Source organism: Helicobacter pylori (genome assembly GCF_030062585.1).
GTDB lineage: Bacteria > Campylobacterota > Campylobacteria > Campylobacterales > Helicobacteraceae > Helicobacter > Helicobacter pylori_CN.
Map to the genome: position 1 here is coordinate 781,583 of NZ_CP071935.1, position 14,211 is coordinate 795,793.

A 14,211-nucleotide genomic window follows, 5' to 3' on the forward strand; every position below is an offset into this window, starting at 1 on the left:
TCTATCTAATATTTTTAATAAAGAGTCTTTTATGCCTACAATATCAAAAAATAAACCATATAGTTTTATTAAAAACCTTGAGTTTTACACAATTAAACGCATTAAGGATATGGGATCTCACCCTAGCGAAGACCATTTAAATAAATTGCTAGAATTGTTTAAACAAGATTTAAGTATTGATCTAAAAAGAGAGATAGCAAGCTCTATTGGTAGGCAACTTGATGATGATATTATTTATAATTTTTTAAAGCAAGAAGCTTTTAAAGAACATTACATGGAAGTTGTTTATCAATTTTTACGCACTGCTTTATATAAATCTAAGGATATGCGATTCGCAAAATTATGCGATGACTTGTTGCAATACTATCAAAATGAAAACATGCAAAAAATGAAACAATACTATGACTATCGCCATACCAAAAAACCACCTTTAAAAATTATAGAAAATATTATTAAAAAACCTTCTTTATTAATTGGGGATAATGCGCAAACGCTCAATAAAATCGCTCCTAGTTCTGTCAATCTTATTTTCACTTCACCACCTTACTATAATGCTAGAATTTATAGCGATTATAAAAATTACAAAGATTATCTAAGCGCCATGTCTCAAAGTTTAAAGGCTTGTTTTAGAGTGTTAGAAGAGGGGCGTTTTATTATCATTAATGTTTCACCTGTGATTACCAAGAGAGCTGGGCGTGAGTTTGAAAGCGTGCGTTATCCTATTCATTTTGATTTCCATCAAATTTTAATTGACAATGGATTTTACTTTGTAGATGAAATCTTATGGATTAAACCTGATTTTAGTGTGCCTAATCGTATCGGAGGGTATTTGCAAAATAAAAAACCTTTAGGATACAAACCTAATTGTGTGAGTGAAAGTTTGTTAGTCTATCGTAAAAAAGCCCCTTTTCTACTAGATAAAAATATTAAAATAGCTGAAAAACGACTAAAACCAATTAAACAAAATCATACTTTATTTGGAAAAAAAGAATTGCCTATAGAAACCACCAATTGTTGGTATATTACTCCAAAGTCTAGTAAAGATCATCCGGCGGTATTCCCTGAAAGTCTTTATGAAAGAGTGCTAAATTACTACTCTTTTGAAAATGAAGTTGTATGCGACCCTTTTGCCGGTAGTGGCACTTTTGGAATGGTTGCAAAATCTATGGGGCGTATTCCTTTATTATGCGAACAACATCCAAAATACGCTCAAAATCTAATCAAACTTGGTTTTAAGGAAATCTAAAAATGAATTTTAATGAATTAGCTTTAAATCATACGATTGATTTACTCTTAAAAGGAAAAGATTATAGAGAAGTAGTTTTAAATACTATCAACACAGAGTTTTTAGATTTTGCTATATCTTTTTTTAAAGATATTGTTTATGCAAAAATGCATGATAAATCTATAGATTTTAGTTGGTATCAGCAGTATGTTATGGATAATAAAGATCCAAAAGATATAGCCATTTTGTGTGGAACCAATATCAAAACTAATACTTATGGGACTTCTACTAAAGAAGTTGTTTTAGATATTGCACAAAATAATTTAAAATATCTATATGAAATATTGCAGAATTTAGAAAACGACAACATGACAGATTTAGGTATCAATATTAAAATTACTTATAAGGATGTTAGTGTTAATTTAGACTTAAAAGAAAGCTTGCTTGTTATTAATGCCTTAGCAACCAAGAAAATTGCTTTAAGGGGAAGTGCATATTCTATGATAGGTAAAAGAATTGAAAAGCCTTTAATGTTAGAATTGTGCAAGCGCTGCGGTATTTCAGAAAGTCATATTGACGCAACTAATTTTAAAAAAGACAAAAAATTGGAGTATGATAGAGAAGTAGATTTTAAACTTTATAATAAGGATAGGAGTAAAGTTTATAGGGTAGAAGTTAAATTAATGAGTAAAGGCAATCCCGAAAGTGCTGATGCGGTCATTGCAAGAGATACGGATATTTTTATAGCTTATACCTTAAGCGAACAAAATAAACAACAGCTTGAATATTTAAATATTGTTTATTTAGCTCTAAAAAATAATTCCAATATTCTATTAGATTTTAAAAAACTCTGTAAGCGTTTGGATATACCATTGATAAATCATGCACGATAAATTTGTGTTCTATCTAAGATATTGTGGGTTTTAGGAAAACTACCTTTAATTCAACCCAATATCCATCAATGAGCCTTAAGTTACTAGACACGCATCGCTAAAAACAAACTCCTATCCCAAATTTTTGGCATAAGAAGAGGTATAAAGCCTCTTCATAAAAAGGATTGAGCGATTTTAATGTCTTTCTGGGGGCTGTATGCCTAGCCAATCTTTATAGAATGTCTCTATATCAGGCTCAAAATCATGGATCACAGGATACCAAGGAGTTGGGGCTTCAACATCCAAAAGGATGCCGCAATCCGGGCAAATATACTCCCGATACACTTGCCAGTGAGTATCACTAGCTAAGAGTTTAGGATACACCTCTTCCATTTTTTCTGCTGTATCGCGCACATAGATGTTTGCATGCAATTTCCAATTCTCCTCTGGAGCGCAAAACGCATGACCGCATGAACACTTAATCACCCACTTCTTTTGAGGATCTTGCACCACAAACAAATGCGGCCCCAAGGGTAAGACGATTTTGTCATCAAAATCCACCTTATCTTGCAACACCTTCAAATACATTTGGAACCTCTCATGATCTTTAGGCATGCTCAGCATCTTTAAGACAGTGTTCCAATCCAAGTTCCCCTCTACTAAATTTTTAATTTGTTCTTGTGTGTATTTTGACATAACCATTCTCCTTCGCAAAAATCTTATTTCTCATCAACCAACACAACCGTGCGCACATCGGGCAATTTGCTCAAATCCATCCTGTATTTAGATCCATAGGTGAATACGCCAAGCTCATCTTCTTCCACAGTCCAACTCTTTGGCAAGTTCCAGAATGTTTTAAAATCATTCAAGAACCTAGGCGAGAGATCAAAGCTAGTCGCATACATGTGCTTAACCTGTTTGGAAGCCTCTTTTTCAAGGATAGCGTTTCTTTCTTGCTCCATCCATTCTTTTACAGGGATGGATCTAGCCTTTCTGTTTTCAAGAATTTCTTTTCTTCTGGCCTTCGTTTTGGCTTCATCGCCGACCCACACGCCGTCTTTATTTTGACTCACCACCGCGCCATAAACCTTGTAAGCGTATTCTGGCAATAGCTGTTTGCTGTTGAGATCTTCTAAAATCGCGTTCAAATCCCTTTCAATCGGATCGCCAAATCCAGGACCGCCTTTGATGTAATTCAAATACAAGTCGTAATTGTCAAAGCAGTTCTCGGTGGTGATGCATTGCTTATCCCTTTTGACTTGAGACGCATGAGAAATGTGCTTTTCATAATCGCGATCAGTTGGGTTAAAATCACCCCCCAAAGGCAAGCTGGCGTTATTTTTAATCCTGTTTTTTAAATCGGTGTTGTGCGCTTCAAACCTATAGCCACTAGCCGCTGGATAGCCCCCCATCATACCCCAATCGCTATTCATATAGCCATTACCCATAAAGAACATGGTCCAATCATGTGCACCCCACACCATTCTTAAAGTTTCAAACCCATTACCGCCTCGATATTTCCCATACCCACCGGTATTGGCTTTGACATTCCTGCCTAAATAAAGAAGAGGCTCTGCCATTTCCCAAATTTCAACATCGCCCATATCGCCTTCTGGGTTCCAAATAGCCGCTGCGTGATTTAGGCCGTCTTTTATCGCACAAGCTCCAGTCCCACAAGAACTCGTCTCAAAGCTATTCACCGCATGGATTTCTCCATCCTGGTTGATACCACCGCCTTGCAACCAATTGGAAGTGTTAGCGTTCCCAGAATTGACCTCTTCTAAATACCCTCGGCTGTAATACGCTTGAGACAAACCTCTCCACAAAGCGCTCCAGCCTGATACCAAGAAATGCCACGCATAAGCATGCCCGGTGCGCCTGTCATCTGGATTCATCCAAGTCCCTTTTTTGAGTCTGAATTGAGTCGCAAAATAAGCGCCATCGTTGATGCGAGAAGTGGGTATCAGCGTTTGAGTCATCATCACCCAAATACCGCTAGTAAAAGACACTTGGTTGCAATTGAAAGAGTGCCATCCCCACCTGGACGCGCCATCAAAATCTAATTTCCATGTAGCGTCTTTATTGATAGTGATTTCCACAGGAGAGTGCATGATTGTGTCTAGCTTAGCAAATTCAGAGCACACGCCAATATCCTTATGTGCATAAGGCACATCCACAAACGCTACCTTTCTATACTTGCCCGGTATGGTCATGGATTTGATCCTAGAGATAAGGCCTCTTCTCCCCTCTTCAATCACCTCATCAATAAATCGCATGTAAGAATCAATGCCGTCTTCTTTAATGACTTCCATCACTAAATCCCTAATCATATGGCATCCTGCAATCCTAGTCCTTTCATCTAGAATCCAATATTTAGGCGTTCTTACCGATCTTTGAGATTCATGCAACCAATCTTTAAAGCTTTCATCATTCGCCCCTGTCTTACGGCAAGTGATCATGTATCCATCCCCAAATCTTTGAACCTGTCCGGTACTCATCGATCCTGGAGTAACCGAACCGGTATCAATCACATGCGTAACGCCGCCTACCCACCCAATCAATTTTTCATCGTGGAAAATAGGCACAAGAGTCATAATATCGCATGGGTGCACATTCCCAATCGCGCAGTCGTTATTGGTGAAAATATCCTTGTCATTGATGCCTGGGTTATCTTCCCAATTATTCTCTACCATGTATTTGATAGCCGATCCCATAGTGCCTACATGGATAATGATACCCGTAGAAGTCAGCACGCTATCGCCCACAGCGTTATAAAGCGTGAAACACAATTCACCCTCTTGCTCAACAATAGGGCTTGCCGCAATCCTTTTAGCTGTTTCTCTGGCATGCACGATACCGCCTCTTAATTTAGAGAACATCTTCTCATAACCAATCGGATCTCTTTCTTTAAACTCTAGTTTTTTGAGACCATTATAATGCCCTGTTTTTTCTGTCCTGGCTAGGATTTCATCTCTAGCTTGTTTTAAAGTTTTGCCGTTTTTCAATAAATTTGCCATTTTGAACTCCTTTATTTAATTTCTTTCAAGTGGAACAATCGGTGTTTGTCTAGTCTTGTCGCAAAGCCTTTGGGTATCACAAAAGTGGTTGAATCCGCTTCCACGATCGCAGGCCCTATGACTTCATTTCCAGGCAGTAACTTTTCCATGTGCCACACATCTGCATCCACCCATTTCTTATGACGATAGAATTTTCTAACGCCTATTTTGGCCTCTTTTGGAGGCGTAGCACCATGCTCTTTTTCAACCGGAATCACAGGTTTTTGCGTAGCCACAACACCACGCATGATCACGCCAGTCACGCTAAAGCCAAGCTCTGGCGAACACGCTGATTCAGAATAAACGCGAGCGTAGGTTTTTTCATATTCTTTGACAATCTCTTCCCAATCAGCCACGCTTGCAGCTTTTGATACAGGAGAAGTGATCTCTAAGTCATTCAATTGCCCCATATACTGCATCCTGTATCCAGGTCTTAGAATCACATCTTTTTCAGAGAATCCATTAATCTTAAACTCTTCAATCACTTTGAGAGTCAATTCATCCCATGCGTCTTGAATGATCTTGCATGCCTCTATTTTGGACTCGTCTGAAGAATACTGCGGAATAGCAATATCAACGCTCTTGTCGTATCTGTATTCAAAATCAGCGCAAGCACAACCAAAAGCGCTAAACCCAGCCGCCCATGCAGGCACTACCACATCCTTAAACCCTAAGCTTTCTGTATAGCCATAAGTGTGAACAGGTCCTGCGCCACCATATGAAAAGCACACAAAATCAGACGGGCTATACCCTTTAGCGCTAATATTGGATCGCAAGTATTCTTTAAGATCCAAATCAAGCAACTCAATCACACCTGCAGCCGCATCTTCTACGCTAATGCCTAGCGGATCAGCGATTTGTTCTTTAATGTGTTTTTTAGCCCTATCCACATCTAATTTAATCAAACCGCCTAAGAAATTATCCGGGTTCAAATAGCCTAAAACAATATGGCAATCGGTTACTGAAACCGTGTCTAAACCGCTGTCTTTCCAGCAAGTGCCAACTCTATACCCCGCGCTGTCAGGCCCTAGTTTGACCGATCGGCTGTGTGGATCAATGCGCACAAAACTCCCCGCACCCGCACCAACGGAATCCATAGCCACAAGCGGTAGAGATAAAACAAGGCGCGCCATATCAGGGTCAGAAGCGATGTTGAAATTGCTCTTAACGATAAGCGCCATATCAAAGCTCGTGCCGCCAATATCGCTGCATGCAATATTGTCATAACCCAGCGTTTCGCCTAGCAATTTAGATCCGATCACGCCTCCAATAGGGCCGCTCACAATAGTCCTAGCGAGTTCTTTAGCTTTCCAACTAATAGTGCCTCCATGCGTTGCCATCACACGAAGATCAAATTTAGCACCATGCTCTTTGAAACGGTTGCTGACTTTAGAGAGGGTTTGTCTGCTTGGCTCAGCCGCATAAGCTTCTAAGATAGTGGTGTTCATTCTGTGGCTTTCTTTTCTTTGAGGGTAGTAATCCACAGAAGCGAATACGGGAATATTTTTACCCAATTTTTCAATCTCTTTTAACGCTATATCTCTAACAATCCGCTCGCTTTCAGCGTTTTTATGAGATTGCAACAAACAAATCACAATGGCTTTCGCGCCTGCTTCTAAAAGCTCCTTAACAGCAACTTTAACCTCTTCTGGGCGCACTGGGATAACCACTTGTCCCTTGACATCGGTTCTTTCTGTAACGCCTCTAATCCTTTTTAAAGGAATCAGCGGATCATCATACTTGTGCGTGTTGATATGCAACCTTTCTTCTAGCGCATACCCCAAGTAGGATTGCAACGCCCTGCCCATAGAATGCATTTGCTCAAAACCCTTATTACAAATCAAGCCCACTTCCATCCCGCGCCTTTGGACGACCCGATTGAGCATCGCCGTGCCTGAATACACGCAAGTGACCAACTCTGGATAAACCTTACTGACATCCGATTTCCAATGCGATAAAGCGTCTTGCGAGCTATTATAAATAGCTAAACTCTCATCTTCTGGGTTGCTTTGGGCTTTACCAACTACGAAACTGCCATTTTCTTTCACAAAAAATGTGTCCGTCATGGTGCCACCGGCATCAATACCCATCACCTGAACTCTTGCGTCTTTCATTTAGACTCCTTTGAATTAAAGTGTTGCTCAAGGCAACCTATTAGAAGTATAAGGCTGATTTTTAAACGGAAATCGTTTATTTCAAAGTTGTTTGTAATAAGGGAAAATTTGGTGTAATAAAGTGAAAAGTAGTAACAAATTCATTCAAAACGCTACTGATATTCATCTTAAATTGCCCAAAAATATCATATAAATATCATATAGGCAGAAAAATATTAAACTGATATTAAATCAAAAGGCAAAATTCAATTCTAATGTGCCGATCTGATGGTGCTTAGGCTGGGATTGAAAGGTTTTACTAATATCAGTGATCGTAAAAGCCACCCTGAGGCTGCGCCACATCATAGCCGCTCCTATTTCACTGGCATAAACAAAGTATTCCAGATTAGCAATGCCTCTAGTTTCAGGGCTATTGCCTTGAATGAAGATGTTAAGAGGTTGGAAGCGCCCAAAAGCCCCTACAAAAAAATAGATAGAAAACTTATCGCTATAAGGCATGCCCCCATCAAAAGCGGTATTGACCTTATTGACCCCATAATCAGCGTCCAAGTTATACCCAGCCCTAAAGAGCGAGCCGAGTTGGAAATAATCCCTCGCATTACCCAATTCCACATTAAACCCAGGCATCAACTCCATAGAAAAAAAACGAGTCTTTAAAAGGGGGACTTTTTTAAGCAATTGGTAGTGCAATTCAAAGATAAATTCGTTTTTGAGCTGCGTGTTCCAGCCATAAAATTGGGGGTCATGGCCCCATTTATGAATGAGACGTTGTGTTTGAGCGGCTAAAGAATCTTGCCCTGTCGTACCTAAAGAAATCGTGAATAACTCCATGAAAGTTTGATGGCGGTTATACACGTTCAAATTCACCCTCAAATACCCCCCATAAGGGTGGTTGTCATGCAAATGCACCAGTTTTCTGTTTTTAAGCGAAGGGGTATACATGTCTTGGGCGAGAGAAATGCCAAAACGAGTAACCCTAGGGCTTTTATTGAAAAACCCTAAATACGAAGACCATTTCATCGCTTTATTTTTAGAAAAATCAAACTCTTTAGTAGAAAAGCCTATTTGATTGCCTGCAGTATAATACTCATCAATGTAAGGATTGATATAACCATCATTTTCAGTCATCAAATTGATAGAATAGCGTTTAGAGGGCGTTAATGGAGTGGGAATAATCTCTTTTGCCCATGCAAACATTCCTAATAATAAACATAAAATAAATTTGAAAAACAAAACACTTCCTTAGGTTATTGTGGGGTTATTGTAACGAAATAAGGCTTAATTACAAGAGCGTTTAAGGGATAGAAAGAGAAAACTTTACCCATTGAAAAGAGCATGGTTTTAGGCATAAAAAACTCACACTAAAAAATAAAACACCCCACACACGACTAAGCCTACAAAAATTAAAGTCAAAACGCAATAGCCCATAATATCTTTAGCGCCCAAACCCGCAATGGCTAAAGCGGGCAAAGCCCAAAAAGGCTGTATCATATTCGTCCAAGCGTCTCCCCAAGCGATAGCCATAGAAACCACGCCCGGATCCACCCCCAAGCTCTGTCCAGCCGGAAGCATGATAGGAGCTTGAATCGCCCATTGCCCCCCACCAGACGGGATGAAAATATTGACAATCCCTGCGCTCAAAAAAGTCATGAGCGCGAAAGTTTTTTCATTAGCGATGTGCGTGAAGGCTAAAGAAAGCATTTGCGCTAAAGAATGACCTCCCACGCTATGGCTTGCCATCATCCCCATAATCCCGGCATAAAAAGGGAATTGCAATAAAATCCCGGCCACGCTCCTAGCGGAACGATCGATCGCTTTCACATAAGCCAAAGGGGTTTTATGGAGCAAAATCCCTAAAAAAAGGAAAATCGTATTGACAATGTTTAAACTAATCCCTCCCCCTTTAAAAAAATAAATACCCAGATACCCAAAACCCAAAAAAACCAAAAGATAAGAAAGCAAAGCGCTGTTTTCCAAAAAATGCGCGATCGTTTTGTCTTGTTGGTGGTCAATGAGTTCAATCTCTTTGTATTCGTCTTTTAAAAGCTTTGAATCAATCTCAACAATTTCTTCTTTTTTAGGGTGGATCATTGCCATTAAAAAGGGTAACCCTACAAGAATGATCCCTATAATGATTAAATTATAGGCAGAAAAAATCGTCTGACTGATAGGAATAGCTTTTTCAATCACCCCAGCGCTTATTTTGGATAGATTTTCATTTTGGGTGGCAACGCTTAAAGGGATAGAGCCTGATAAACCCCCATGCCAGATGACAAAACCCGAATAAGCGCTAGCAATGAGCAGCCTGTAATCCACCCCTTTAACATTTTTGGCGATCTCTTTTGCAAAAATCGCGCTAATCACCAAGCCAAACCCCCAGTTGATCCAATTAGCGATTAACGATAAAAAAGTAACCAACCATAAAGCCGTATAATACCCTTTAGGTAAAGACGCTAGATATTTTAAAAGTTTTTGGACTAATTTAGCGCTAGCTAGAGCCTGACCCAACACCAAGATAAGAGCCATTTGCATAGAAAAACCTAAAAGCGTCCAAGCGCCATTCCCCCAACTAGAAATGACAGACGAAGCATCTTGCCCTGTCAAGCAATAAACAAGAACAAACACGATAAACGATAAAAGAGCGACCAAGACAAAGGAGTCCGGCAAACATTTAGACGCCAAAAACACGCACGCTGAAGTCAAATGCCTTAATAAAAACATAAACACCCCCTTTTATAAGCTATAAGCACACTTCAAATTCAGCTTCTGTTTTTTCTCTCACTTGATCAAGGCTGACCCCTTCTTGCAATTCCACTAATCTCATGGCGTTATTGGAAAACTCAAACACCGCTAAATCCGTTATCAATTGATGCACCACGCCTTTTCCCGTTAAGGGTAATGAGCATTCTTTTTTCACTTTAGACTCCCCGTATTTGTTGCAATGCTCCATGATGACAATCACTTTTTTAGCGCCATGCACCAGATCCATAGCCCCTCCCATGCCTTTTATGAGCTTTTTAGGGATCATCCAATTAGCCAAATCCCCATTTTGTGAGACTTCCATCCCTCCTAAAATCGCTAAATCAATATGCCCCCCACGAATCATCGCAAACGAATCCGCGCTATTAAAAAACGAAGCGCCCGGCACCACGGTTACGGTTTCCTTTCCTGCATTGATAAGATCCGCATCAACGCCCCCTTCTAAAGGGTAAGCGCCAATCCCTAATAGCCCGTTCTCGCTTTGGAAAACGATATTCATCCCGCTCACTTCATTAGCCACCAGTGTGGGCAATCCTATCCCTAAATTCACATACATGCCCTCTTTCAATTCCTTTGCCGCTCTTTTAATGATAGCCTCTCTCATTTCGCGCTCCTTGTGGTGGTTTTTTCTATCCGTTTTTCAAATTTCTCGCCCTTATAGATGTGTTGCACATAGATTCCTGGCAAGTGTATTTCATCTGGGTCTAATTCCCCGGCCGGGACAATTTCTTCCACTTCAGCGACGCATATTTTTGCCGCCATCGCGCACAAGGGGTTGAAATTTCGGGCCGTTTTTCTAAATACCAAATTCCCTAAAGTGTCGCTTTTATAAGCTTTAATAAGCCCATAATCGCCCGTTATCGCTCTTTCTAAAATATACTCCTTGCCGTTAAATTCTCTTGATTCCTTGCCTTGAGCGATCAAAGTCCCAACCCCTGTTGGGGTGTAATAAGCGGGTATCCCAGCCCCTCCAGCGCGCAAGTTTTCAGCCAGTGTACCTTGCGGTGTCAAAACGACTTCAATTTCTCCATTCAGCATTTGCGATTCAAAAATCTTATTCTCCCCCACATACGAAGCGATAATCTTTTTAATCTGCTTTTTTTCTAAAAGAATGCCAAGCCCAAAATCATCAACGCCACAATTATTGCTCACGACAATCAAATCCTTGATGCCTTTCTTATAAATGTAATCAATGGCGTATTCGGGTATCCCGCACAGCCCAAAACCGCCCACTAAAATAGTGTCCCCATCTTTTAACCCACTCAACGCTTTGTCTAAATCGGTTATAACCTTGTTCATCTCATTCTCCTTATTTTTGTTCAACTACCACTGATAGCCCTTGACCGCCGCCCACGCACAACGACGCGCAGCCCACGCCATGCCCACTCCTTTTCATTTCATGCAATAAAGTCACTAATATCCTAGCGCCGCTTGCGCCAATAGGGTGGCCAATCGCTATCGCGCCTCCATTCACATTCACGATATTAGGGTTTAATTCAAGTTCTTTTAACACGGCGATGCTTTGTGCAGCAAAAGCTTCATTGAGTTCAAAAAGATTGATGTCATTGAGATTCATTTTGACATTTTTAAGGTTGTTTTTAATCGCAATACTAGGGCATATACCCATTATATCCGGACTGCAACCACCCAAACCAAACCCCTTAATAGTGGCCATGGTTTTTAACCCCAATGTTTGCGCTTTTTTAGTGCTGCATAAAATGATAATACTCGCGCCATCATTGATTCCTGATGAATTCCCTGCCGTTACCGATCCGTCTTTTTTAAAGGCGGGTTTGAGCTTTGCAAGGGATTCTAGCGTCGTGTCTCTAGGGTATTCGTCTTCTTTGAAAACCACCACGCCTTTTTTACTTGCTATTTCAATAGGCGTGATTTCTTCTTGGAATTTCCCTGCATTAATGGCGGCTCTCGCTTTGAGTTGCGATTGGAGTGCGAATGCGTCTTGATCTTCTCGGCTTATGTGGTATGCTTGAGCCACATTATCAGCGGTGATCCCCATGTGGTAATCATTGAATGCGTCCCATAATCCGTCATGTATCATGGAATCTATCATGTTCGCATTCCCCATTCTTTTCCCGTCTCGCATGTCAAACGACAGATAAGGCGCTGCACTCATGTTTTCCACGCCACCGCACACCACCACTTCATCGCGCCCAAGCATGATGCTGTCATGCGCTAACTGGATAGCTTTCATAGATGATCCGCAAACCATATTGACGCTAAAAGCGTTTCTGTCATTAGGGATGCCAGAATCTAGTTGGATCTGCCTAGCGATATTTTGACCCAAACCAGCGCCTAAAACATTGCCTAAAACGACAGAATCCACATCGCTAGGCTCAAGTCCGCTCGCGTTCAAAGCGTCTTTAAGCACGCTAACGCCCATTTGCCTAGCGCCCACATTCTTTAGAGAGCCTAAAAAACTCCCTACAGCGCTACGCTTTGCCGCCACTACAACCACTTCATTCATGTTTTTGCCTTTAAGTTGATTTAATGATCATAGTATCACTTTTAAGTGATTGAAACCCTAATAAGTTTTATTCTGTTTTAGGTTTTGTTTTGGATTAAGGGTGATCCGTTTATTTTTTTCACAAAAATATTATTTTAGCATTCAATGATTGTCGCACGATTCTTTATCGTCTATTCTATTAATATAGGAGTAGGAATATAGGGGGCATTCGCTCAAGCGCTCTTTAATTTTAAGCGCGATTATGCTACAATTAGGGGCATTATGCTTTCAATAAAGGGTGTTTTTGACTAAAAAATTCATGTCTTGGATGGTGGTTATCGGGGCTTTAATTTGCGTGCTTTTAGGGGTGTTTATCTTCTTTACTAGCATGTCGGTTAAAAAATCTTTAACCGCTTATCTTAACGCTTATTTGGATCAACGCCCCCATATTAAGGGCATGGGGATTGCAGGTGCTCCTTTTGAATGCGAAGGGTTTTTTAAAATCGCATGCGTTTCTAAGGAGCTTCGTTTTTTAGATCCTCAAAACTCCCCTATTATGGATTTTAAAGATTTAAATATCAAGCTCCATTCTTTAGATAAAAGCTCTCTTACCCTTTCTGTCCATTCTCAAATCCAATCCCCTATTTTAGAACAAGATATTCAGCAAAAAATCCATCAAATCCCCTTAAAAAACTTGAATGCCTTATTGGAAAAATTCAAACCCACGCGCTTGAATTGCTCTTTAACATTCAACGCTTTAGATGAAAAAACCTTAAACGACAACTTAAAATGCGATTTGACTAATGCGGAAAATATCCTTGCTTACACTTTTTTTCAAGAGGGTTTAATGGAGGCGCAAGAAAATCTATCCCTTAAAAATATTTTTAAAACCTTGAGTTCTAAAGACGCTAAAGCCATAGAAGAGTTGCAAGATAAACTGTGTTTTTTAGCACCAAAGTTGAGCGTTTCTATCCAAGCGCGCCATTTTAAAAACGTTTTAGAGTCCTTTTATCAACAAAATAAAGAGAGTTTGGGCTTTTTTTCCCCTTATTTTAGCTTGCGTTCTCAAACCCCTATCGTCTCTTATGAAAGCGCGTTAGCTTCTTTAGAAAACTATTTTATGGCTTTGTTCCAGTCCCATTTTAAAGACGATACCGCGCTCCAACAGAATTTTAAAGGATTGTTGCAAGCCTTTGTTTCTATGGCTAAAGACAAACGATCTCAGATCGCTCTTAATGCCCAAGCTAAAGACAACACCAAGCTTACTTTTAACGCCTTGTTAGAAAGCCTAAGCGTGAATTTCTTTCAATCCTACAAAATAAGCCATGAGTGATTTCAAAGTCCCCCCCAAAGCCAAAGGGTTTAAACGCCTTTTTAAAGCCCTTTTTTATTCTAAAGACGGGCTTAAATGCGCATGGGCTGAAGAGAGCGCGTTCAGGCAAATTATTATCTTGGCTCTTTTTTGCATCGTTCTAGCGAGCTATCTAGCTAAAGATTTTTTAGAATGGGGGCTATTGATTGCGCCTTGTTTTTTATCGGTGGTGGTTGAACTCATCAATAGCTCCATTGAAAAGGCTGTGGATTTTACTGGCACCGAGTTCCACCCTTTAGCTAAAAAGGCTAAAGACATGGCCAGTGCAGCCCAACTGATAGGGCTTATTTTTTGGGCTTTTGTTTGGGGGCGTTATCTTTTAACGCTTTATTTTAATTAAATTTTAGG

At 40.1% G+C, this 14,211-nt stretch carries 12 protein-coding genes; 4 read left to right on the forward strand and 8 right to left on the reverse strand.

The window, feature by feature from the left end:
* The first annotated feature begins 31 nt into the window (after positions 1-31).
* A complete protein-coding gene (locus J5F42_RS03670; protein ID WP_097699883.1) occupies positions 32-1,246 on the forward strand; it encodes a DNA-methyltransferase in 1,215 nt (404 codons plus the stop codon).
* A gap of 2 nt (positions 1,247-1,248) precedes the next feature.
* The gene (locus tag J5F42_RS03675; RefSeq protein WP_283491582.1) at positions 1,249-2,118 is read left to right on the forward strand and encodes a CfrBI family restriction endonuclease; all 870 of its coding nucleotides are present in this window, start codon (positions 1,249-1,251) and stop codon (positions 2,116-2,118) included.
* Positions 2,119-2,292: 174 nt separating this feature from the next.
* Here the strand turns inward: J5F42_RS03675 and J5F42_RS03680 are convergent, their stop codons facing one another.
* The 8 genes from J5F42_RS03680 to J5F42_RS03715 form a co-directional block, all read right to left on the reverse strand.
* Entirely contained in the window at positions 2,293-2,793 is a 501-nt protein-coding gene (locus J5F42_RS03680) for an acetone carboxylase subunit gamma (protein WP_001877024.1), read from the reverse strand.
* Between the two features lie 23 nt (positions 2,794-2,816).
* Positions 2,817-5,114: a hydantoinase B/oxoprolinase family protein gene (locus J5F42_RS03685; RefSeq protein WP_078263075.1), complete on the reverse strand. Its 2,298-nt coding sequence runs from the start codon at positions 5,112-5,114 to the stop codon at positions 2,817-2,819.
* An 11-nt stretch (positions 5,115-5,125) separates the two neighbouring features.
* The gene (locus tag J5F42_RS03690) at positions 5,126-7,267 is read right to left on the reverse strand and encodes a hydantoinase/oxoprolinase family protein (RefSeq protein WP_097699253.1); all 2,142 of its coding nucleotides are present in this window, start codon (positions 7,265-7,267) and stop codon (positions 5,126-5,128) included.
* 231 nt (positions 7,268-7,498) lie between these two features.
* Entirely contained in the window at positions 7,499-8,500 is a 1,002-nt protein-coding gene (locus J5F42_RS03695) for a lipid A deacylase LpxR family protein (RefSeq protein WP_097699254.1), read from the reverse strand.
* 123 nt (positions 8,501-8,623) lie between these two features.
* The gene (locus J5F42_RS03700; RefSeq protein ID WP_097681147.1) at positions 8,624-9,988 is read right to left on the reverse strand and encodes a TIGR00366 family protein; all 1,365 of its coding nucleotides are present in this window, start codon (positions 9,986-9,988) and stop codon (positions 8,624-8,626) included.
* 19 nt (positions 9,989-10,007) lie between these two features.
* A complete protein-coding gene (locus J5F42_RS03705) occupies positions 10,008-10,631 on the reverse strand; it encodes a 3-oxoacid CoA-transferase subunit B (protein ID WP_078248067.1) in 624 nt (207 codons plus the stop codon).
* Positions 10,628-11,326, reverse strand: a complete 699-nt coding sequence (locus J5F42_RS03710; protein WP_001045176.1) for a CoA transferase subunit A — start codon at positions 11,324-11,326, stop codon at positions 10,628-10,630. Before J5F42_RS03710 ends, J5F42_RS03705 begins: the two co-directional genes overlap by 4 nt.
* 10 nt (positions 11,327-11,336) lie before the next feature.
* Positions 11,337-12,512, reverse strand: a complete 1,176-nt coding sequence (locus J5F42_RS03715) for an acetyl-CoA C-acetyltransferase (RefSeq protein ID WP_097699255.1) — start codon at positions 12,510-12,512, stop codon at positions 11,337-11,339.
* 367 nt (positions 12,513-12,879) lie between these two features.
* Here J5F42_RS03715 and J5F42_RS03720 point away from each other — a divergent pair, with 367 nt between their 5' ends.
* The gene (locus tag J5F42_RS03720) at positions 12,880-13,824 is read left to right on the forward strand and encodes a hypothetical protein (protein WP_430407958.1); all 945 of its coding nucleotides are present in this window, start codon (positions 12,880-12,882) and stop codon (positions 13,822-13,824) included.
* Complete coding sequence (locus J5F42_RS03725) at positions 13,817-14,203, forward strand: diacylglycerol kinase (protein WP_021172888.1); 387 nt, start codon at positions 13,817-13,819, stop codon at positions 14,201-14,203. The genes J5F42_RS03720 and J5F42_RS03725 overlap by 8 nt, the downstream gene beginning before the upstream one ends.
* Positions 14,204-14,211 lie beyond the last annotated feature (8 nt).

Bases quoted from the DNA above. Each gene is read 5' to 3' on its own strand.
- J5F42_RS03690 (WP_097699253.1), bottom strand. From the start codon at position 7,267: ATGAAAGACGCAAGAGTTCAGGTGATGGGTATTGATGCCGGTGGCACC.
- J5F42_RS03670 (WP_097699883.1), top strand. From the start codon at position 32: ATGCCTACAATATCAAAAAATAAACCATATAGTTTTATTAAAAACCTT.
- J5F42_RS03715 (WP_097699255.1), bottom strand. From the start codon at position 12,512: ATGAATGAAGTGGTTGTAGTGGCGGCAAAGCGTAGCGCTGTAGGGAGT.
- J5F42_RS03710 (WP_001045176.1), bottom strand. From the start codon at position 11,326: ATGAACAAGGTTATAACCGATTTAGACAAAGCGTTGAGTGGGTTAAAA.
- J5F42_RS03725 (WP_021172888.1), top strand. From the start codon at position 13,817: ATGAGTGATTTCAAAGTCCCCCCCAAAGCCAAAGGGTTTAAACGCCTT.
- J5F42_RS03700 (WP_097681147.1), bottom strand. From the start codon at position 9,988: ATGTTTTTATTAAGGCATTTGACTTCAGCGTGCGTGTTTTTGGCGTCT.
- J5F42_RS03685 (WP_078263075.1), bottom strand. From the start codon at position 5,114: ATGGCAAATTTATTGAAAAACGGCAAAACTTTAAAACAAGCTAGAGAT.
- J5F42_RS03705 (WP_078248067.1), bottom strand. From the start codon at position 10,631: ATGAGAGAGGCTATCATTAAAAGAGCGGCAAAGGAATTGAAAGAGGGC.
- J5F42_RS03680 (WP_001877024.1), bottom strand. From the start codon at position 2,793: ATGTCAAAATACACACAAGAACAAATTAAAAATTTAGTAGAGGGGAAC.
- J5F42_RS03675 (WP_283491582.1), top strand. From the start codon at position 1,249: ATGAATTTTAATGAATTAGCTTTAAATCATACGATTGATTTACTCTTA.
- J5F42_RS03720 (WP_430407958.1), top strand. From the start codon at position 12,880: ATGTCGGTTAAAAAATCTTTAACCGCTTATCTTAACGCTTATTTGGAT.